Here is a 20,762-nt window from a genome sequence, read left to right as displayed (position 1 = left end):
CCGGTGCGCCGGCCGGTCAGTACTGACGGGTCGGCAGCGCGGCGGTGGCCTGCTCGGGGGTGAAGGTGCCCTCGACGGTCTTGATCCGGCGCTCGACGCTCTCGCCGTTCTTGACCTTCTTCGCCAGTTCCATCAGCTGGTCGCCGAGGAGCGGGTTGCACTCCACATCGAAGTTGATCTTGCCCTGGGACATGGCGGTGAAGGCGTCCTTGACGCCGTCCACGGAGACGATCCTGATGTCGGTGCCGGGCTTCTTCCCGGACTCCTCGATCGCCTGGATCGCACCGAGCGCCATGTCGTCGTTGTGGGCGTACAGGACGTCGATCTTGGGCTGCGCCTTCAGGAAGGCCTGCATGACCTCCTTGCCCTTGGCCCGGGTGAAGTCGCCGGTCTGCGAGGCGACCACCTTGAACTTCGGGTCGCCCTTGATCACGTCGGCGAAGCCGGACTTGCGGTCGTTCGCCGGGGCGGAGCCGGTGGTGCCCTCCAGCTGGACGATGTTCACCTCGCCCGGCTTGCCCTGGTACTCCTTCACCAGCCAGTCGCCGGCCTTCTTGCCCTCCTCGACGAAGTCCGAGCCCAGGAAGGTGGCGTAGAGCGAGGTGTCCTCGGAGTCGATCGCGCGGTCGGTGAGGATCACCGGGATGTGCGCGTTCTTGGCCTCCTTCAGCACGGTGTCCCAACCGGACTCGACCACCGGCGAGAAGGCGATCACGTCGACCTTCTGCTGGATGAACGAGCGGATCGCCTTGATCTGGTTCTCCTGCTTCTGCTGGGCGTCGGAGAACTTGAGGGTGATGCCGGCCTTCTTCGCCGCCTCCTGGACGGACTTGGTGTTCGCGGTGCGCCACCCGCTCTCGGCGCCCACCTGGGCGAAGCCGAGGACGAGCTTGCCGCCCGGCTTCTTGCCGTCCGACGAACCGCCGGTGGACGAGCAGGCGGACAGGCCGACGATCATGACGCCGGCCAGGACGGCGGCAGCGGCTCTCTTGGACATCTGGGCTTCCTCTCGATGGTCCCCTCCGGGCCGGGGGCTGCGGAGCGGGCGGCAGGCAGCGGTCGGCGGAGGGACGGGTGTGCTGGTCCGGGCGGGCGGCAGCCGCCGGCCCGGGCCCTGAAGCGATCGGACGGATCGTCAAAGACGGTGTGAGGATGATCCTTCGGCGTACCGATGCGTCACCGGCGTGCGCTGGGGTGGGAGCACCGGCGTCTTCGCCCGATGATTGTTAGCGCTCACATATGGCGGGGGCAAGAGTGGTGCACCGCTTTATCGAATCTTGACCGCTGCGGGCCGGCCCGCTCGTCCGGTCGCCGACGGCGTCGGGGGTCCGGGACGTCGGGCAGGGGATCCGTGGCCGGCGCCTGCTGCACCGGTGCGGATGTCGCCCCGTTGGGTGTAGCGGGTCGCGAATGCCTAGGTGGTGCGGGGAGGGGCCGTTCCGGTGGCGACCGGTGGCGACCGGCGGTTGTGCGTCGGGAGCTGTCGGGCACCTTGACGCGGTCATACGGAGTGTTCATAGTGATGCCCGGCCGCCTCTGAGCCGAACTCTCGATCACCCCAGCTGCCTTGCGTTGCCGCCGGCTCAGATTGTTAGCGCTAACACTCAACTCCCGCCACCAGCAAAGGAGCCCACCCTTGGCTGCTCGAACACGGCTGCGCCGCGCCCGGCGCGCCCTGCTCGCGTCCGGGACCACCGCCGTCCTCGCCGCGGCCCTCCTCGCCGGCACGGAAGCAACCTCGCAGGCCGCCACCCAGGGGCCGTGCGACATCTACGCCGCGGGCGGCACGCCCTGCGTCGCGGCCCACAGCACCACCCGTGCCCTCTACGGCGCCTACAACGGAGCCCTCTACCAGGTCCGGCGCGCCTCGGACGGCGCGACCAGGGACATCGGCCCGCTGAGCGCCGGCGGCTACGCCGCCGCCGCCCAGGACACCTTCTGCGCCGCCACCACCTGCCTGATCACCGTCGTCTACGACCAGTCGGGCCGCGGCAACAACCTCACCCAGGCACCCGCGGGCGGGGCCGCGGGCGGCCCCGACGACCTCGCGCCCGCCACGGCCGCACCCGTGAAGGCCGGCGGACACCCGGTCTACGGCGTCTACGTGGCCGCCGGCACCGGCTACCGCAACAACCACACCTCCGGGATCGCCACCGGCGACCAGCCCGAAGGCATGTACGCCGTCCTCGACGGAACGCACTTCGGCGGCGGCTGCTGCTTCGACTACGGCAACGCCGAGACCAACAACCTCGACACCGGAAACGGCCACATGGAGGCCGTCTACTTCGGCGACAGCCGGATCTGGGGCACCGGAGCCGGCAACGGCCCCTGGGTGATGGCCGACCTCGAGAACGGCCTGTTCTCCGGCGCCGACGTCGGCTACAACGCCAACGACCCGAGCGTCGGCCACCGCTTCCTCACCGCCGTCGTCAAGGGCGGCCCGAACCAGTGGGCCATCCGCGCCGGCAACGCCCGCTCGGGAGGACTCTCCACCTTCTACAGCGGCGCCCGCCCCAACGCGTCCGGCTACAACCCGATGCACAAGGAGGGCGCCATCATCCTCGGCATCGGCGGCGACAACAGCAAATCCTCGAGCGGCACCTTCTACGAGGGCGTCATGACCTCCGGCTACCCCTCCGACGCCACCGAGAACGCCGTGCAGGCCAACATCAACGCCGTCGGCTACCAGACGGCCCCCGTCACGTCGAGCTCGCTCACCGTCGGCTCCCGCATCTCGCTCCGGGCCACCACCGCCTGCTGCACCGCGGACTCGCTGCGCCGCAACACCGACGGCACGGTGGCCATCTCGCCGATCAACGCCGTCAGCCCGGCCGCCGACAGGACCGCCGCGGGCTGGACCGTCCGCGCCGGACTGGCCGACAGCAGCTGCCTGTCCTTCGAGTCCGCCGCCGCCCCCGGCCAGTACCTGCGCCACTCCGGCTTCCAGCTCCACACCGCCGCGAGCGACGGCACCGCCCTGTTCATGCAGGACGCGACCTTCTGTCCGCAGGCGGGCCACAGCGGCCAGGGCTTCTCCTTCCAGTCGGTCAACTACCCGAACAAGTACCTGCGGCACTACGCCTACACCGGCTACCTCGCCGGCGACGGCGGCAGCAACACCTGGGACAACGCCACCAGTTGGAGCGAGGACACCAGCTGGCTCGCCGCCCAGCCCTGGTCCTGAGCCCCGTCACGGTCCTGAGGCCTGCCCCGGTCGTGAGGCCCGCCATGCCGCTCGGCGGGCCGGCACCGCCTGCTCCTCGGCGGTGCCGGCCCCGTCCGGACGTGACGCCCCGGCAAGAGGCTGCCGAATTTCGGTTATCGGCGCGGTGCGGGCGGATCTCCTGATCGTGCGGCCGATCACCCCGATCACCCCGGTCACCGCGGGCGGCGGCGGCCCGGTGCTGACCTTCTACGCCCTCCTCGCGAAGCCGGGAACTGGTGGGTCTTCCTGCAGTTCCAGACCGGTGGCCGCCTGCACACCGCGGCCGTCACCCTGCGGGTGCCGTAGCGCCTGTCCGGCGGGGCCGGGCCGTGGTGGGCCGGTCCGGGCCGGGGGCCCGGGGTCAGTACGGCTCTTCGCGCCACTCCAGGCAGGTGGGCCGCCGGCCGCTCGACCTGCTCCCGGACAGCACCGCGGAGGTGTGGGCCGCACACCCGGAGTACCACCGCGGCTGCCAGGTCGGCGAACGGGACGCCGGCCGGATGGACGACCCGGGCGCGGCCGGTGGCCAGGTTCACCGTCGCCGTCACGCCGTCGATCCGGGCCAGCCGCTTCTCGACCCGGCCGACGCACGCCGCGCAGGTCATGCCGCCCACGGCCAGGTCGGTGACCACGCGGCCGGTCGCGGCGCTCACCGGGCCGCCCCCGCCGCATGGCCCGGCATGCCGCCGCCCGGATGACCGGTGCCGGGCGTGCCGCCGGTGGCGGGCCGCAGCCCCGGTGCCACCGGGCCGACCGCCCTGCCCAGGGCGAACGCCCCGCCGAACACCAGGACGAGCAGCAGCACGAAGCCCGTCAGAACACGATGCGGCCGGGTACCCGGCTCCGAAGTCTCCACACCCCAGCAGTCGGGGCGGGGCGGCGGTGAGTTCCCGGGCATCCCGGATCGGACCGACCGGGGTGGAGCCGCACCGCGGTCACGCCGCCTTCGCCGCCGTGCCCGCGACGTCCCGCAGGAGGGGGAGGAGCAGCTGCTCGTAGGCGGTGAGCGGTCGGGCCAGCGTCCAGCTGACCAGCACCGCGCGGCGCTCGGGCGCCGGACGGACGCGGACTTCGGCGAGCACGCCGTGCCGGAGTTCCAGCCGGACGGAGCAGCGCGGCACCAGTCCGACGCCGAGGCCGATCCGGGCGGCCTCCTTGACGCCCTCGGTGCCCCACAGGTCGAGGGTGCGGGCGCCGGTCAGCTCCCAGCTGTGCAGCAGGTCGGTGAGCTGGCGGCGGGTCTGCGAGCCGCACTCGCGCAGCAGGAAGGTCTCGCCCGCCAGGTCGGCGGGGGTGACGGTCCGGCCCGCGAGCGGGTGGTCGGCCGGGCAGACCAGCAGCATGTCGTCCTCGGCGAGCCGCTCGGAGCGGTACCGGCCGGGCGGCAGCGGACCGCCGCTCAGTCCGATGCCCGTCCGGCCCTCCTCCAGCGCCTCGGCGAGCTGGTCGGCGGTGCCGATGGCGAGGTTGAACTGGGCGGCCGGCTCGCGGCGCCGCAGCTCCCGCAGGACGGACGGCAGGAACTGGCCGCTGACGGTGCTGGTGCTGCCGATGACCAGGGGCTCCGTCCGCAGCAGCGCCGCCGCCTGGACGGCCTCGACGGCGTGGTCGGCGACGGCGAGCACCTCCTTGCTCTGCGCGAGCAGGATCTCGCCCGCCAGGGTGGGGCGGATCTTCGGACCCGAGCGGTCGACCAGCTGGGTCCGCAGGGCTATCTCCAGGTTCTGCACCTGTTTCGACACCGAGGACTGGCTCAGGAACAGCACTTGTGCGGCGGCCGAGAACCCTCCGCACTCGATGACCTTCGCGAAAACCGCCAGTTGGTTGAGGTTCAGTCGCATCATGGCCTCGCTCGCGTCCGGAGGGTTGGGACACAGGGGCCGGCGCGGCAGCCGCGGTACCGGCCGGTACGGCAATGTACCGTGCACCGGGCCCGTGTCACAGGCGGTTCACCTGCAAGATCAACAGGTCGTGTGCGCCCGTTCTCCTTGCCCCGCACCCGGGTTGACGAGCGGTCGGGCCGGTCGGCGGCCGCCGCGACGCCCCCGGGTCGCGCCGGGCCCGGAACCCGGCGAATGGCAAAGGATTGGCAAAGGCGCGGGACGAAACCTCGATCCGGCCCTCTTCTCACGGTGACCGGCCCGCCCGTGGCCGGCAGTTCCTCGGGAGGTGGTCCGGTGCACGCTTGCCCCAGCGGTCGACCGGCAGTGCATTCCCCGTCCGGCGCATCCGTGCGGCGGACACCCGCCCAGTCCTCCGGCGTCCCCGTGCGCAGGACGCCCGCCCCGGCCGGCCGCCGCGCCGACGTCGCCGAGTCGGGCGACCGCCCTCCGCGGTGCAGGCCCGGCAGGCCGTGGAAGGAGGCGTCGTGGATTCACTGACCCTGCCCGGCGGCGGCCGCGGCGAACTCGTCCGGCGCCCGCCCTCCGCGCCCACCGACAAGCCCCGGCCGCAGGCCGGCCCCGGAGTCGTCCAGGCGGTGGCCCTCTCCGCCGTCCCCGGACCGCCACCGCCCGGACTCTCCACCGCGAAGGTCGTCGCCTACCTGCACGGACCCGAGCCCTACCTGCTGATCCCGGACCCGGCACCGAGCATGCGCCGCAACCTCACCCGCTGGCTGCAGGGCCGCGCGGCCGTGGTCGGCCCGGTGGTCTCCCGGTCCGACGCCGGAGCCTCGCTGCGCTGGGCCCGCACCCTGCTCTCGCTGTCTCCGCAGTGGCCGGACGGCGCAGGGGAACTCCTCTTCGTCGAGGACCACCTGGCCGAGGTGCTCCTGCTCCAGGACCCGCTGCTGGCCGGCCGCCTGTCGGCCAAGTGGCTCGGCCGGCTGAACGACCTGACACCGCGCCAGCGCGAACGGATGGAGCAGACCCTGCTCGCCTGGCTGGAGGGCGGCGGCGCCACCGAGGCGGCGGTGCTGCTGCGCATCCACCCGCAGACCGTCCGGTACCGGCTCCGCAAGCTGGAGCGGATCTTCGGCAGCAGCCTGCGCACCTCGCAGGCGCGCTTCGAGATCCTGCTGGCCCTGAAGATCCACGGCACGGCCGCCGAATGCGCGCGGCTGCGCCGCAGAGCGGAGGAACTGCCCCCGCACCGGACGTTCGGCCCCCGCCAGGACGTCCGCCGCAGCCGGTGAGTGCTGCGCGCGCCCCGACCGCCCCCGGATTCCGTGACCTTCGACCGGTGTCCCTGGCCGTCGCCATATCTGTCCATTGTTGATGAATTCACCGACGGGGCGCCCCCGCGTTCCGTAGGGTTTTCACCGCGGTCGTCGGGACCGTCCGAAAAGGAATTCCGGCGGCGGCCGGTGCGATCACCCTCTCCGGCGTGATAGGAAACCGATGTCATCTTCCAGGAAGAAACGCGGAACCGAGAAAGGCGTCTACGGCCTTCCCAGGGTGAGCCGTCTCCCGCGGTCGTTCGCCACGCTCGCGATCATCGTGGCCATGATGTCCACGGTGACCGCGCTGGTGGTCCCCGTCGTGAAGTCGGCGGGCTCCTACCGGACGCCGCAGGCGGGCGGCGCGTCGCCGGGAACGACGACGCAGACCGCGACGGGTCCGCTGACGGCGCTCGACCGGGACTTCGTCAAACGGGTCCGGCTGGCCGGACTCTGGGAGATCCCCGCAGGCCGGATGGCCCTCGCCAAGGGTGGCACGCCCGAGGTCAAGACCGCCGGCCAGCACCTGGTCGACGGGCACGCCGCGCTCGACCGGGCCGACCTGGAGGCGGCCGCGGCCCTGGGGATGGACGTCCCCAGCGAGCCGAACGACCAGCAGAAGGGCTGGCTGCAGCAGCTGGACGCGGCCCAGGGCGCCGAGTTCGACCGGCTCTTCGCGAACATCGTGCGCAATGCCCACGGGCAGGTCTTCGCGGTGGTCGCGCAGGTGCGCGCCAGTACCCAGAATTCCACCGTCCGGGACCTGGCAACCGTGGCGAATTCCACGGTGCTCGACCACATGACGGTGCTGGAGGAAACCCGGCTGGTCAATTACGGCGGACTTTCCGCGCTGCCCGCGGGATCCGCCTCGCCGAGCCCGAAGCCGGCCGGACAGCGCTGAACGAAGCCGTGGTCCGCAGCGCCGGACACATGCAGTAAATACCCTGTCCACCACTACCGAGAGTGCGAACATGAGGACTCACAAACGTGACAAGGCCGGGCGCAGAATGCTGGCCCTGCTGCTCGCCGGAGTGCTGGCGGTCGGCGGTGGCTCGGTCATCGCCGCGGCCGCGTTCGCCGGGCAGCGCCCCTCCAGGTCGCAACAGGCCAACGGGCAGACGGGCACGGTCGCCTGCGCGGACGTGGGCCTGGGTCTGACCGCGGTGCCGGACAACGCCCGTGCGGACGTCGACCGGGACCTCGCCGACCTCGACGTGCAGGTCGCGGACGCCTACCGCAGCCTCTCCGAGCCCGGCTCGGGGGGCGGCGAGAAGCGGGTCATGGGCGACCTGGCCGCCAAACGGTCCGACACCCTGCGCAAGCTCGCCGCGAGCGCCGGAAAGGACTCCGGTCTGCCGCAGGACATGTCCGGACTGGCGAACTGCGCCATCCGCAAGGACCTGGTGGTCGACGCCTCCACCAAGGACTACGCCAACGACGCGCAGAACGTCGCCGCGCAGAGCAAGAGCTCCGGCGGGTCGAAGTCCGGCCCCGGCCGCGGCTTCGTCGACATCCGCAACGTCGCCCCGAACACCGCCCGGCCCACCCGCAGCGGACCCGCCACCGGCACCTTCACCTCCCGCTGCGGACGCAACGAGAACCGCCACCTCAACCCCGACAACGTCATCGTCGCGCCCGGCGTCGGCAACGGCGCCCACCACATGCACGACTACGTCGGCAACCGCATCACCGACGGCTTCTCCTCCAACGGGAAGCTCGCCGGTGCCGGCACCACCTGCTCCAACGGCGACCAGTCGGCCTACTACTGGCCGGTGCTGCGGCTCCTCGACGGCACCAACGACAAGGACGCCAAGGCACCGGGCGGCGGCAAGGACAAGAACGTCGGACGCATCCTGCAGCCCGCCGAGGTCGGGATCACCTACAGCTCCCCGAACGGCAGCCGCGTCCAGCCGATGACCCGCTTCCTGCGGATCATCACCGGTGACGCCAAGGCGCTCACCAACGGGCCGGCCAACGCCCACGCCTCCTGGAGCTGCACCGGCTTCGAGGACCGCCAGCTCGCCGACAAGTACCCGATCTGCCCGGGCGGCAGCCGGGTCGTGCGGACGCTGAAGTTCCCGGACTGCTGGGACGGCAAGAACATCGACAGCGCCAACCACCGCACCCACACCGCCTTCTCCAAGAACGGCAGCTGCCCGCGGAACTTCCGGGCCATCCCCCAGCTGGTCGAGCGCGTCGCCTACGACGTGCCGTCCGGCGCCAAGTTCGCCGTCGACAGCTTCCCCGAGCAGCTCCACAACCCGATCACCGACCACGGCGACTTCATCAACGTGATGAACCGCAACCTGCTGGACCAGATGGTGAGTTGCATCAACGAGGGTCGCCGCTGCGGCTGATTCGTCGGGCCGCCCCGGGCTCACCCCGGGCGGCCCGGGCCGCGACCCCTCGCGCGGCCGGCCCGGTGGGACCGGGCGCCATTCGAGCAGAGCAAGGACACAGCCGGAGGGCTCAGCGATGTTGACAGGTCAAGGACGCCGATCCTGGCATTCGGCCGCAGGGCCGGCGCGAGCGGGCCGAGCGGCCCGAACACGCCAGGCGAACCGGTCGGACCGGGCCGCGCGCAGCGAGCAGGCACCCGCCGCGGTCGCGGCGGACCGGCCCGAGGCCGGCGGCCGGCAGCCCCGTTCGGTCTGGTCGTTCCTCCCCGTGCTGGCGGCGGGGCTCGGCCTCACGGCCGTCGCCGTCAACGGCGCACTGCAGGCCTTCCTCGGCATCGCCGCCGGGGTGCTCGCCCTGGTGTCGTTCACCTCCGCCGTGCTGTGGGGGCTGGCGGCGACCGACCGGCTGCTGCTGTACCCCGTCCATCGGCTCGCCGCCCAGGCGATCCACCGGGTGATGGGCATCAGCGGCGTGGTCTTCCTCGTCCTGCACGTGTGGATGAACCTGATCCAGGACCAGATCGGCGCCCTCGGCGCGTTCGTCCCCTTCGCCGACCCGCAGAAGCCGGTGCTCTACGGCCTCGGCGTGCTCTCCGGCTACGTGCTCCTCACGGTCGCACTCGCCGGCGCGGCCCGCGGCCTGCTGGCCCGCACCGGCGACTCGCGGCGCTGGCGGATCGTCCACGTCCTCGCCTACCCGGCCTGGGGCGCCGGCCTGGTCCACGGACTCAACGCGGGCCGGCTGCCCGCCACCTACATCACCGTCATGTACTGCGTGGCCGTGGTCGGCGTGATCGTGGCCCTCGGGCTGCGGATGGCCTTCCAGGACCGCGGCGCCCCGCGCCGCCCGGCCACCGCCGTCCGGCCCGACACGGCCGGCCGGCCGACGGTCGGGGCCGGCACCGGACGACGCAGGCAGGACGGATGAGCGGCGCCCCGATCGCCTGGCTCGGCCGGCCCGTGCTCTTCGCCGGCCTGGAGCACAGCGAGCAACTGGACTACCGCGAACACCTGGTCGTCCACGGCCGGCTGTCCCCGATGAAGGCCGAGGACCTCGCGGACCTCGCCGAGAACGTCGACCTTCGGGGTCGCGGCGGCGCCGGCTTCCCGTTCGCGAGGAAGCTCCGGGCCGTCGTCAAGTCGGCCGCCCGGCGCCGCACCCGCCCGGTCGTGGTGGTCAACGGAACGGAAGGAGAACCGAGTTGTCTCAAGGACGCGGCCCTGCTGCTGCGCACCCCCCACCTCGTCGTGGACGGGGCCCTGCTGGCAGCCGAGGCCCTGGACGCCGAGCAGGTGGTGCTCGGGGTCACCCGCGCCGACACCGAGCAGTCGCTGCGCCGGGCGCTGGCCGAGCGGCGGACGACCCGGGTGCCGGTCAACGTCGCCCGGCTGCCCGAGCGGTTCGTCTCGGGCGAGGGCAGCTCGCTGGCCCGTGGCATCACCAGCGGGATCGCCCTGCCGCGCGGCGGCAAGGTCCGGACGAGCGACAGCGGCGTCCGCGGCCTGCCGACCCTGCTGTCCAACGCCGAGACGTACGCGCAGCTCGCCGTCGCCGCCCGGTTGGGGGCGCTGCCCTACCGGGAGTCCGGCACCCCGTCGGAGCCCGGGACGGTCCTGCTCACCCTGGCCGGCCGCCAGGTGGTGGAGACGCCCCTCGGCGTCCCGCTCCCGCAACTGCTTGCGCTGTTCGACCTGGAGATCGGCCAGGGCGTGCTGACCGGCGGCTACCACGGCAAGTGGCTCAGCCCCGAGGCGGCCGGCAAGGCGACGGTCTCCCGGCAGTCCCTGCAGAGCCTCGGCGGGGCACTGGGCGCCGGGGCGCTCCTCCCGCTGCCGCACACCACCTGCCCGCTCGGTGAGGTCCTCCGGGTCGCTCGCTGGCTGGCGGACGAGACGGCGGGCCAGTGCGGGCCCTGCTACCTCGGTCTGCCGGCCTTGGTGAAGGAGCTGGAGCAGGTGGTGAAGGGCGGCGGCCGGCCCGCCCTGGAGGCCGTCGAGTCCCGGATGAAGGCGGTCACCGGCCGGGGTGCGTGCAGCCATCCCGACGCCGCCGCCCGGTTCGTCGCCTCGGCGCTGGAGGTCTTCGACGAGGACCTGCAGATGCACACCTACCAGTACGGCTGCGGCCGGCCCGTCCAGGACGTGCTCCCCATGCCGGTCATGGAGAGCGCCGGGACGATCGTCGTGGACTGGACCCTCTGCGAGGCGCACGGCCTGTGCACCAGCGTCCTTCCCGAGGTCATCAGCCTGGAGGCGGACGGCTTCCCCGCGGCCGGCGTCATGCCCGTCCCGCCGGAGCTGCTCCAGCAGGCCGCCCGCGCGGTCGACCGGTGCCCGGCGCTGGCCCTGAAGATCCAGTGATCCCCGCACCTCCCCGACCGAACGACCCCTGACCCACGACACCCCCTGTACCTACGACACCCCTGTACCGACACCCCCGACCCACCTGTACCTACGACACCCCTGACCGAACGACCTCGACCAGCGATCCCTCGAACAGCACCACCGATGGAAAGGCTAGGAAGATCTTGACGATGACCACGAAACGATACGGCCTCGTGGCGGTCTGCCTCCTGCTGGCCGGCCTCGTGCTCATGGCGGCCTTCGGGAGCGCCAACAGCAGCGCCAGCCCGTCCAACGGCAAGGCCGACACCGGCCAGTTGGCCGCGGCGGGCGGCACCCCGGCCCCGGCGGGCGGAGGCGGCGCCTACGGCGACTACGGGTCCTCCGCGCCGGCGGGCACCGCGGGCAAGCCGGGAGGCCAGCTGGCCGTCCGCGTCGACGAGAAGCTCGGCCCGGTGCTGACGGACGGCGAGGGCTTCACCCTCTACCGCTTCGACAAGGACACCGCCAAGCCGCCGGCGTCCAACTGCGCGGGGACCTGCGCCACCACCTGGCCGCCCGTGCTGAAGGACGACGCCACCACGGCGGGCACCGGCGTCGACGCCGGCAAGCTCGGCGAGATCACCCGGGCCGACGGCTCGCGGCAGCTGACGGTCGGCGGCTGGCCCGCCTACCGCTACGCGCAGGACTCCGCGCCCGGTGACACCAAGGGCGAGGGCGTGGGCGGCACCTGGCACGCCCTGGCTCCGGACGGGAGCAAGGCCAAGGCCGGCGGCGCCACCGCGTCCGCGCAGCCGACCGCCATGCCGTCGATGACCCAGCAGGCCCCGGCCGGCGTGCAGATCTCGATCTTCAACCACCCGCAGCTCGGCCCGATCATGGTGGACGCCAACGGCATGACGCTCTACCACTTCGGCAAGGACACCGCCTGGCCGATGAAGTCCAACTGCGAGGGGGAGTGCCTCAAGACCTGGACGCCCGCGCCGCCGGTCGACCCCAAGAAGATCAAGGGCGTGGACCCGAAGCTGATCGGCAAGATGCAGCGCTCGGACGGTTCCTGGCAGCTGAGCATCAACTGCACGCCCGCCTACCTCTACACCGGTGACAAGAGCGCCGGCGACGCGCTCGGGAACGGCCTGGCCAACGGCCTGTGGACGGCCATCAACCCGCAGGGCAAGGCGGCGGCCGGCAAGTGAGGGCCCTGAGCGCGGCCCTCGAGCCGCCCGGGGACGGCCGTTCCGTCCGCACCGCGCTGAAGTGGTCCGCGCTGGTCCTCCTGCTCCTCCTCGGGGTCTTCGAACTCCTCTGGGGGCCGGGAGGACTGGCCGGCACCTCGCAGGCCGCCCAGCGCCCCGCCGACAACTCGGTGGAACTGCTGGCCCGGCGGATCGGCTGCACGGCCGAGATCACCGCGGACACGGCCGACCTCCGCCAGGGACTGTGCACCTCGGGCGGCGAGGAGATCTGGATCGCGACCTTCCCGGAGGCGCGGGCCCAGCAGGCCTGGATCACCGAAGCCGAGGCCTACGGCGGGTCCTATCTGGTGGGCGACGACTGGGTGGTGGTGCTCTCCGACGCCACCGCGGACCAACTCCACGGCCTCCTGGGCGGAAAGGTGGTGAACGGGGCCGACCACAGCGGAACGCACGAGCACACCGGCGGGGGGTAGCCGGGCACGCACAGCAACCAGAGGGCGGGGTCACCGCCGGCAGCGGCCGGGGGTGACCCCGCCCTCTTGCACGCGTGTTGTCGCTGTGCGCTGCACGGGATGTGTCGGAGCGTCACCCAAATTGCTGACACTCTGTCACACAAGAAGCCCGCCGGGGGCGCTCAACCATGCAAATGCTGTATGAACTTTCCGCACTTTTCGCGGCCGTTCCACTTGACGCGGTCGCGCCAGAGTGTCGGCCGACGCGCCCACCAGCGGTGGGAGCGCGTCCGGCGGCATCGAGACGCAGCCGTGACGCGATGCACGCGATTCCCCCACATTCGGATCCGGAATCGTCCGGCGCGCTGCCGTTTTGAAGACTGTTGCACTGAAACCCGTGGGACTGGTGTGCTGTGGCCCTTCCGCCACACCGTCCCGACGGCCCCAGCAGCGAAACGCCGTCGATGCCTTTCGTTCAGGCAGTTCCCCGTCCCGGCCCGTGCGGCCGACACGCCGGCCAGGCCCCGCGAACTCCCCCCGTGAGAAGGCCAGAGCTGAGGAGGAACAGGGTGACCCCTCGTACCAGTAGTACCCCCGAGTCCGGTTTGAGCGCGCTGAGCGACGCCGAACTCGCGGAGGCGATCGCCGCCCCGACCCCGACCGGAACCTCCCGCATCCGGGAGGTGATGGCCGAGGTGTTCACGCGGCACCACGGCGCGGTGCTCGCCTACGCCCGCCGCTACTGCCGCGACCTGCAGACCGCGCAGGACCTCGCCGCCGAGGCCTACGCCAGCACCTACCACTCCGTCGCCCGCGGCCGAGGGCCGCGGCACGCCTGGCGCCCGTACCTGAAGGCGTGCGTCCGCCGGACGGCGATGGAGTGGAGCGCCCAGACCACGGACCGCGTCCTGCTGCCGGAGGACTTCCACAGCTGGGCCGACCACCTGGCCGACGAGACGGCCACCGAGGGTGCGCAGCTCGCCGCCGAGGAGGCGGAGCTGATCGCGCGAGCCTTCCGCGCCCTGCCCGAACGCTGGCAGGTGCTGCTCTGGTTCTTCGTGGTGGAGGGCGAGTCCGCCGCCACCGTCGGCAAGCGGATGAGCATGACGCCGAGCGGGGTGCGCTCCCTCGCCGCCCGCGCCCGGTCCGGGCTGCGCGAGGCGTACCTGCGGGCGCACGTGGACGAGGGCACCGGCCTGGAGTGCCGCTACTTCACCTCGCTGCTGGCCGGCGCCGTGCGCCGCCCGGGCCGGCGGCGCGGACGGGAGCTGGCGCGGCACCTCGACGAGTGCCTGAGCTGCGGCCGGGTGGCCGAGGAGTTCCGCCAGGCCAACCGCCGCATCGTCACCTCGTCCCTGATACCCATCGGGCCCGAGGCGGTGGCGCCCTGCTGACCCCGGCGGGCCGCCCGGCCGCCACGGTCGCCGCCGGTGCCGGCCGGGCCCGCACGGGCGGCACCGGCGGCCCGTCCCCGCGGTCGCGCTCCCCGGGCGGCGCCGGGGGCGGATCCCCGCCGGCCCGTCAGGCCCGCAGCACCCCCGCTCCTGTGTCCGACGAGGTCGGCACGACTCGCTCACATTGTCTGACGGTCCATCAACATTCTTGCTTGGACGGTCGATTACGAGATCGCATCGGTGTCCCTCGGGGGCCGGGAAGCGCCGGAGCCGGAGGATTCCGCGCTGCTAGTCTCGCGGCACATCCAGATCGGCACGCTCTGTGACCGGCCGGATGCGTCCAGGGGGTGGGGCATGGCAGCGCCGGTGCTCGTGGTGGACTTCGGGACGTCCTCCTCGGCCGCGGCCGTGGTGGCGGACCGGGGCGAGCGGCTGGTGAAGGAGCCGTCCAGCGGACTGCTGTCGTGGCCGTCGGCGGTCTCCGTCGGCGAGGACGGCAGACTGCTCGTCGGGTCCGCGGCGGAGAACCGCAAACGGGCGGAACCGGGCTCCTACCGGGACGAGTTCAAACGCGACCTCGGCGAACGGGCCCCGGTCCCGCTCGGCGGCCGGCTCACCAAGGCCGAGCTGTACTGGCCCGAGCACCCCGACCCGCTCGCCGAGGGCCGCCGCGTCGCGGACCGGGTCATGACCGCCGGCGGCGGCACCCGCCTGATGTACGACCTGCGGCCGGTCTGCAGCCTCGTCGGCGCGGCCGCCGGACAGCTCACCGAGCAGGACTTCGCCGACCTCACCGCCCTCGCCGCCGTCGAACCCGCCCTGCTCGCCAAACGGGCCGCCCGCGGACCGTACTTCACCACCCGCCCCTACCCCGACCTGCCCGTCCCCGCGGACCGCCGCGCCCGGCTCTTCGGCCTCCTCGCGGGCTACGGCCTCACCCTCGCCTGCGGGCTCGTCCGCGACGGCGTCCACCGGCTGCCCGAGCTGCGCACCGAACTCGACCGGCGCAGCGGCCTCGCCGACTTCCGCCTGCTGCTCGCCGACCACTTCGGGGCCCGCGCCGACCTCCTCAAACTGCGCCGCATCGTCGACCGCGCCCACACCCTGCCCGCCCTCCTGCCGCCCGCCACCGACGCCGCCGCGGCCCGCGACCGGGCCGCCGTCGACCGGGCCGTCGGCCGCTTCGTCGACCTGGAGGTGCAGCAGCACGCCTTCCGCGAACTCACCGTGCTACGGGACTGCTACGACGGGCGCCTCACCGGCCTCTCCGACCCCGACCGGCTCGAACTCCGCCGCGTGGCCGGCGAGTACGGCACCGACCCGGCCGCCCGGCTCGGCCTCCCCGCCGGCACGCCCCGCCCCGAACTCCACCACCGGGCCGTCACCCGGCTGGCCCACTGGGCGGCGATGACCGCCGAGCCCGCCCACTCCGGACCCGACCGGCGCGCCTGCCAGGTGCTGCGCCGCAGCCTCGAACGGCTCGTCGGCGACCTCGCGTCCCCGTGAACGGCCCGCACGGCCGGCCGGATGCAACCGGTGCCGCCCGGAAGCACGTCGGTAGCCGGGGAAGGGAGCGCGGATGGACTGGGAACTGGACGTCACGCACGACGAGATGGTGCCGCTCGGCCTCGACGGCGGCAGGTCGTTGCTCCGGGTGGTGCCGCCGGCCCCGGGGTGGCCGGCCCGCGGCCCCGTGCTGCGGCTGGTGATGCCCGCGGCCCGCCCGGTCGTGCGGGTGCGCCGGAGGCACGACACCGCCGACGGCCCGGCGACGCACCTGGAGCTCGTGCCCACCGTGCACGGCGGGCGGCGGTGCACGCTGGAGTTCCCGGTGGACGGCGAGGCCGACGCCGCACGCTTCGAGCTGGACTGGGAGGTCCGGCGCGCACCGGACGAGCGGGAGACGGCAGGGGACGGGCAACTGCTGACCCGGATCCACCTCGTCGCACCCGCTCCGGACGGCGGCGACCACCTGCTGGCCTCCGCCCTGCTGAGGCTCACCTGGTGCGACCCGCGGGACCGGGAGTCCCGCGGCCTCCTGCTGCGGCAGGCCGCGGCCGACGAGTCCCTGCCCGCGACCGCCCGCGCCGCCCTCGCCGAGCTGGCCGAGGCCGACCGGGCGGCCGTCCCTGCCTGCTCGTACTGCGTCCTGCGGTGGGAGCTGCGACTGCTCGACGCGGCCCACCGGGCCCGCGAAGCCGTCCGCGCCCACCCCCGCCTCGCCGCCCTGCCGGACCTGCTCGACACCTCGACCGACGACCGCACCTACCGTCGCCCCTGCGACTGCCTACGACAGAACCCCGGCCGGACCGGACTCGCCCCCGAGGTCCCCGAGGACGACCTCCGCCGCGCCCTCGCCGCGGCCCGAGCCCGCCACCTCGCCCACTCGGCCGGACCTCCGACCCCGTAAGCCCCTTCTGCTCCCCTCACCGGGCGCCGGGCGGCGGCCGGCCCGGCCCGTGGCTCAGCGGCAGAGTTCGGTCTCCTGCCCCATCCGGGACAGCTTCTCGGGGTTGCGGACCGCGTAGAGGCCGGTGACCAGGCCGTCCTCGAAGCGCAGCGCCAGGACGGTGTCGAGCTCGCCGTCGAGCCGCAGCACCAGCGCCGGCCAGCCGTTGACCTGGGCCGGCTGGAGCGCCCGGTCGGCGGTGAGCCTGCCGAAGCCGGCGGCCAGCAGCCGGGCCACCTTGTCGGCGCCCACGACCGGCCGGAGCACCGCCTGCTTGATCCCGCCGCCGTCGCCCAGCAGGACGACGTCCGGCGCGAGGACGTCGAGCAGGCCCTGCAGGTCGCCCGTCTCGGTCGCCCGCCGGAACGCGTCCAGTGCGTCCCGGGTCTCGGCCGGGGACACCGCCCCGCGCGGCCGCCGCGCCGCGACGTGCGCCCGCGCCCGGTGCGCGATCTGGCGTACGGTCGCGGGGCTCTTGCCGACGGCCTCGGCGATCTCCCCGTACTCGAGGTCGAACACCTCGCGCAGCACGAACACCGCCCGTTCGGTCGGCGCGAGCGTCTCCAGCACCAGCAGCATCGCCATCGAGACGCTGTCGGCCAGTTCGACGTCCTCGGCCACGTCCGGTGCGGTGAGCAGCGGCTCCGGCAGCCAGGACCCGACGTAGGACTCCCGGCGCCGGCCGAGCGTCCGCAGCCGGCCGAGCGCCTGCCGGGTGGTGATCCGGACGAGGTACGCGCGGGGCTCCCGCACCTCGGCGAGGTCGACGCCCGCCCACCGCAGCCAGGTCTCCTGCAGCACGTCCTCCGCGTCCGCGGCCGAGCCGAGCATCTCGTACGCGACGGTGAACAGCAGGTTGCGATGCTCGACGAACGCCTCGGTCGCCGGATCCGTCCCCGCCGGGGCCCCGCTCCGCCCGCTCTGCCCGTTCTCCACCGGCTGCTCCTGCCCGCTCGCTCGCGTCCGCGTCACGCCCACAGGACGCCGCCCGCGGCCGCCGCGTGACACCCGCGGGACGTGGCGCTCGTCACACCGACGGGCCGTCACGCGGGCCGGGGCGGCGGCATCTTGTGGTCGCCAGTGCACACCACGAGTGAGGACGACGTCATGGACGCCCGGTTCAACCTGTTCGAGAACGAGCTCGCCGCGAAGTTCGCCAAGCGGTTCGCCAACGCCGGCCTGGTGATCCACCAGTCGCCGCTGCCGCGGACCACCCAGGAACTGGTCTCGCTGCGGGCCAGCCAGATCAACGGCTGCGGCTGGTGCATCGACATGCACACCAAGGAGGCCACGGCCGCCGGCGAGGACGCCGCCCGGCTGCACCTGGTCGCCGCCTGGCGCGAGTCCACCGTGTTCACCGAGGCGGAGCAGGCCGCGCTCGCGCTCGCCGAGGAGGGCACCCGGCTCGCCGACGCCCACGAGGGCGTGTCCGACAGGACCTGGGCCCTGGTGCGCAAGCACTACGACGACGACCAGATCGCGGCGCTGGTCGCCCTGGTCGCCCTGATCAACGCGGCCAACCGGCTCGCCGTGATCGTGCACCAGAAGGGCGGCTCCTACGAGGCCGGCATGTTCGCCGCCGCCCTCGGCTGACCACCGACCTGAACGGCCCCGGACTGCCGCGAACGGCCCCGGACCGGCCCGGTCCGGGGCCGGTTCAGTCCTCCGGGACGAGGGCCGGCGTCCACCGCCCGCCGCCGGGGCCGGTGGTGCCACTCGTTCGCGTCCGGCCCGGCGCGGCAGCTCGGGGATGTGCGCGCCGGAGCGCCCGCATCGGTGTCAGGCTGGGCGCCGTGAAGTACATGGTGCTGATGTACGCGGACCCGGCGGCGACCGCGGCGATGACGGCCGAGCAGCGGGCCGAGGTGTTCGCCCGGCACGAGGCGCTGCACCGGGACCTGGCGGACTCCGGCGAGCTGCTCAACGGTGCCGGGCTGGCCTACCCAGCGGACACCACCACGCTCCGGCCGGCCCGCGGGGACGGCGGGGTCGGCGGGGACGGCGGCGCGGTCGCGTCGGACGGGCCGCTCACCGCCGCGGCAGAACAGCTGACCGCCTACTACGTGCTCGACTGCGCGAGCCCGGAGCGGGCCCGCGAGATCGCCGGACGGGTGGTCGACTTCCACGTCGTGGCGGTCGAAGTGCGGCCCGTCCACGACTCGTTCGGCATGGGCGCGGCCGACGGCACCGGCTGATCCGACGGCAGCGGCTGGGCCGACGCCCGTCAGACGGGCTCGATCCGGCGGCGCAGCAGGCAGAACTCGTTGCCCTCCGGGTCGGCCAGGACGTACCAGCTCTCGGTGCCGGTCTGGCCGACGTCGGCGTGCCGGGCGCCGAGGGCGAGCAGCCGCGCCAGTTCGGCCTCCTGGTCGCGGTCGGTGGCGCTGACGTCGATGTGCAGGCGGAGCTTCGTCGGCCGGGGGTCGGTGGTGGGGCCGATGACGAGGGTGGGCTGCGGGCCGCCGAAGCCGGTGCCGGGCGGCCCGATCTCGATGCTCCCGTCGTCCTCGCGGCCGAGTTCGACGTAGCCGAGGACCTCGCTCCAGAAGGCGGCGAGCAGGCCGGGGTCGGCCGCGTCGAGGACCAGCTCACTGATGCGGCATGCCATGCCGTCAGTGTACGGCGACGACCCGGGTCCCCGGCCCGCCCGCGGTGTGCCGCGGGACGCTCCGTCAGGCGCCGGTGGTGCCGTCGACGAGCTCGCGGAGGATGTCGAGGTGTCCGTTGTGCCGGGCGGTCTCCTCGGTCATGTGCAGCAGGATCCACCGCAGGTCGAACCGGCCGCCGTCGCCGCGGGTGCGCTTGGCCACCGTGTCGAGGGGGTGGGCGGCGACCAGCTCGCGGTGGCGGGCACACGCGGCCTCGTACTCGGCGAGCAGCTCGTCGAGCGGGCGGTCGACGGCGATCCGCATCTCCCGGTCGGGGTCCTCGTCCGTCCAGGGGCCGCGGTCCTCCTCGCCGAGGAACATGACCTCGAACCACCAGTGCTCGACCCACCGGAGATGGTTGATCAGGCCGGCGAGGGTCATCAGGGGCGAGCCGGGCAGCGGAGCGCGCCGGGCGTTCTCGGCACTGACTCCCTCGCACTTGGCCCGTGCGGTGGCGCGGGCGTAGTCGAGGAAGGTGGTGAGCTGGGTGCGCTCGTCCAGGGCCGCGGGTACGTCGGTTCGTGTAGTCATCGACTGGATGATCTTCCATGCGGCGCCCGCCTGTCCAGCGGTTTCGCACACCCGCAGAACCGATCCCTGCTCGCCGCAGGCGATCTGACGGAGCCTCCGGGGACCGCACGCCGGCCGCGGAGAAAAGGGGTGACGCGGCGGCGGTGCGCACCGATAGCATCCGCCCTGCTCACCCACCCCGCCCCCGTAGAGGATCCGCATGTCCGTACCCGCACCGCAGCTCCCGTCCGACCCGTCCGCGACGGTTCCCGACCCGTCGGCGGCGGCTCCCGGCCCCGGCGGGGGCTTCGCCGCGGGGCCGTTCTGCCGCTGCTGCGGCTCGGTGCCGGCCGTGCAGGCCACCGTCCGCGGCCACCAGGGATTCCTGGTGGTGATGCGCTTCCTGAAACTGCGCGGCCCGTTCTGCCGCGACTGCGGCACCGCGGTCTTCCGGGACATGACGGCGAAGAGCCTCTGGCAGGGCTGGTGGGGCATCGCCTCGATGGTGATCAACCCGGTCACCATGCTGGTCAACCTGGTGGCCCTGGCGAAGATCCGCAGGCTGGCCCCGCCCGTCCCGGGCGCCCCCGGTGTCCCGCTGACGCCGGGCCGGCCGCTGCTGCGGCGGGTGGAGATCCTCGGCCTGCTGCTGCCGGTGCTGGTCGTCGCTGCCGTTGCGTTCGCGGCGCAGCGCGACCCCGACTACGCCGACGTCGGCGACTGCGTCAACAACACCGGCAGCGACTACCGGCCCGACCTCAGCGTGGTCGACTGCTCCGGCTGGGACGCCGAGTTCCGGATCATCGCCCGGTTCGAGGTGTCCGACGCCGACGTCTGCAAGGGCTACCCGCAGACCGACGCCGCGTACGTCCAGGAGCGCGGTTCGAAGGTCTACACGCTCTGCCTGAGCGAGGTCCGCTCCTCCTGAGCCCCGGGGCCACCGTCGGGACCCCACCGTCGGCGCGGGCCCCCCCGGCCGGGGGCGCCGCCAACCCGGGGACACACG

At 73.4% G+C, this 20,762-nt stretch carries 20 protein-coding genes and 1 pseudogene; 14 read left to right on the top strand and 7 right to left on the bottom strand.

Translation table 11 applies throughout. The features are described from left to right. Window positions 1–16: 16 nt before the first annotated feature. Window positions 17–997 (bottom strand): ABC transporter substrate-binding protein, encoded by a 981-nt coding sequence (locus AB0O09_RS07335; RefSeq protein ID WP_363540592.1) that lies wholly within the window; start codon window positions 995–997, stop codon window positions 17–19. Between the two features lie 639 nt (window positions 998–1,636). On the opposite strand from AB0O09_RS07335, the gene AB0O09_RS07330 reads away from it, so the two are divergent. Continuing rightward, window positions 1,637–3,184 (top strand): alpha-L-arabinofuranosidase B, encoded by a 1,548-nt coding sequence (locus AB0O09_RS07330; RefSeq protein ID WP_363540591.1) that lies wholly within the window; start codon window positions 1,637–1,639, stop codon window positions 3,182–3,184. 482 nt (window positions 3,185–3,666) lie between these two features. Here AB0O09_RS07330 and AB0O09_RS07325 read toward each other — a convergent pair. The 3 genes and pseudogenes from AB0O09_RS07325 to AB0O09_RS07315 form a co-directional block, all read right to left on the bottom strand. Then, window positions 3,667–3,858: pseudogene (locus AB0O09_RS07325) on the bottom strand (heavy metal-associated domain-containing protein); the annotation flags it as partial. Further along, a complete protein-coding gene (locus tag AB0O09_RS07320; RefSeq protein WP_344623303.1) occupies window positions 3,855–4,010 on the bottom strand; it encodes a hypothetical protein in 156 nt (51 codons plus the stop codon). The gene AB0O09_RS07320 and the pseudogene AB0O09_RS07325, both read right to left, overlap by 4 nt. A gap of 130 nt (window positions 4,011–4,140) precedes the next feature. Next, window positions 4,141–5,049, bottom strand: coding sequence for a LysR family transcriptional regulator (locus AB0O09_RS07315; RefSeq protein WP_363540590.1), 909 nt, complete (start codon window positions 5,047–5,049; stop codon window positions 4,141–4,143). Window positions 5,050–5,573: 524 nt separating this feature from the next. On the opposite strand from AB0O09_RS07315, the gene AB0O09_RS07310 reads away from it, so the two are divergent. From AB0O09_RS07310 to AB0O09_RS07265, 10 genes are all read left to right on the top strand, one after another. After that, a complete protein-coding gene (locus tag AB0O09_RS07310; protein WP_344623301.1) occupies window positions 5,574–6,341 on the top strand; it encodes a helix-turn-helix domain-containing protein in 768 nt (255 codons plus the stop codon). A 262-nt stretch (window positions 6,342–6,603) separates the two neighbouring features. Further along, window positions 6,604–7,266: a DUF4142 domain-containing protein gene (locus AB0O09_RS07305; RefSeq protein WP_363540589.1), complete on the top strand. Its 663-nt coding sequence runs from the start codon at window positions 6,604–6,606 to the stop codon at window positions 7,264–7,266. A 70-nt stretch (window positions 7,267–7,336) separates the two neighbouring features. Beyond that, complete coding sequence (locus tag AB0O09_RS07300; RefSeq protein ID WP_363540588.1) at window positions 7,337–8,722, top strand: DUF1996 domain-containing protein; 1,386 nt, start codon at window positions 7,337–7,339, stop codon at window positions 8,720–8,722. A gap of 310 nt (window positions 8,723–9,032) precedes the next feature. Next, entirely contained in the window at window positions 9,033–9,692 is a 660-nt protein-coding gene (locus AB0O09_RS07295; RefSeq protein ID WP_344623298.1) for a hypothetical protein, read from the top strand. After that, window positions 9,689–11,125 carry an NADH-ubiquinone oxidoreductase-F iron-sulfur binding region domain-containing protein gene (locus AB0O09_RS07290; protein ID WP_344623297.1) on the top strand — a complete coding sequence of 479 codons (1,437 nt, stop codon included), beginning with the start codon at window positions 9,689–9,691 and terminating at the stop codon, window positions 11,123–11,125. The genes AB0O09_RS07295 and AB0O09_RS07290 overlap by 4 nt, the downstream gene beginning before the upstream one ends. A 173-nt stretch (window positions 11,126–11,298) precedes the next feature. After that, entirely contained in the window at window positions 11,299–12,303 is a 1,005-nt protein-coding gene (locus AB0O09_RS07285) for an SCO0930 family lipoprotein (protein WP_363540587.1), read from the top strand. After that, on the top strand, window positions 12,300–12,776 hold the full coding sequence (locus AB0O09_RS07280) for a hypothetical protein (RefSeq protein ID WP_363540586.1): 477 nt from the start codon (window positions 12,300–12,302) through the stop codon (window positions 12,774–12,776). Before AB0O09_RS07285 ends, AB0O09_RS07280 begins: the two co-directional genes overlap by 4 nt. Before the next feature lie 548 nt (window positions 12,777–13,324). Further along, entirely contained in the window at window positions 13,325–14,149 is an 825-nt protein-coding gene (locus AB0O09_RS07275; protein WP_363540585.1) for a sigma-70 family RNA polymerase sigma factor, read from the top strand. Window positions 14,150–14,503: 354 nt separating this feature from the next. Beyond that, on the top strand, window positions 14,504–15,655 hold the full coding sequence (locus AB0O09_RS07270) for a hypothetical protein (RefSeq protein ID WP_363540584.1): 1,152 nt from the start codon (window positions 14,504–14,506) through the stop codon (window positions 15,653–15,655). Window positions 15,656–15,728: 73 nt separating this feature from the next. Then, window positions 15,729–16,559: a hypothetical protein gene (locus AB0O09_RS07265; protein WP_363540583.1), complete on the top strand. Its 831-nt coding sequence runs from the start codon at window positions 15,729–15,731 to the stop codon at window positions 16,557–16,559. A 54-nt stretch (window positions 16,560–16,613) separates the two neighbouring features. On the opposite strand, the gene AB0O09_RS07260 is transcribed toward AB0O09_RS07265, so the two are convergent. After that, window positions 16,614–17,534 (bottom strand): RNA polymerase sigma-70 factor, encoded by a 921-nt coding sequence (locus AB0O09_RS07260; RefSeq protein ID WP_363540582.1) that lies wholly within the window; start codon window positions 17,532–17,534, stop codon window positions 16,614–16,616. Between the two features lie 171 nt (window positions 17,535–17,705). Here AB0O09_RS07260 and AB0O09_RS07255 point away from each other — a divergent pair, with 171 nt between their 5' ends. Next, complete coding sequence (locus AB0O09_RS07255; RefSeq protein WP_363540746.1) at window positions 17,706–18,191, top strand: carboxymuconolactone decarboxylase family protein; 486 nt, start codon at window positions 17,706–17,708, stop codon at window positions 18,189–18,191. A 209-nt stretch (window positions 18,192–18,400) separates the two neighbouring features. Then, window positions 18,401–18,793, top strand: coding sequence for a YciI family protein (locus AB0O09_RS07250; protein ID WP_363540745.1), 393 nt, complete (start codon window positions 18,401–18,403; stop codon window positions 18,791–18,793). A 29-nt stretch (window positions 18,794–18,822) separates the two neighbouring features. On the opposite strand, the gene AB0O09_RS07245 is transcribed toward AB0O09_RS07250, so the two are convergent. After that, entirely contained in the window at window positions 18,823–19,206 is a 384-nt protein-coding gene (locus AB0O09_RS07245; RefSeq protein ID WP_363540581.1) for a VOC family protein, read from the bottom strand. 64 nt (window positions 19,207–19,270) lie between these two features. Then, complete coding sequence (locus AB0O09_RS07240) at window positions 19,271–19,777, bottom strand: DinB family protein (RefSeq protein WP_363540580.1); 507 nt, start codon at window positions 19,775–19,777, stop codon at window positions 19,271–19,273. 199 nt (window positions 19,778–19,976) lie between these two features. Here AB0O09_RS07240 and AB0O09_RS07235 point away from each other — a divergent pair, with 199 nt between their 5' ends. Continuing rightward, complete coding sequence (locus AB0O09_RS07235; protein WP_363540579.1) at window positions 19,977–20,684, top strand: hypothetical protein; 708 nt, start codon at window positions 19,977–19,979, stop codon at window positions 20,682–20,684. The last annotated feature ends 78 nt before the right edge of the window (window positions 20,685–20,762 follow it).

It is taken from the genome of Kitasatospora sp. NPDC093679 (assembly GCF_040683455.1).
Lineage (GTDB): Bacteria > Actinomycetota > Actinomycetes > Streptomycetales > Streptomycetaceae > Kitasatospora > Kitasatospora arboriphila.
This window is presented reverse-complemented; position numbering and strand designations above follow the sequence as displayed.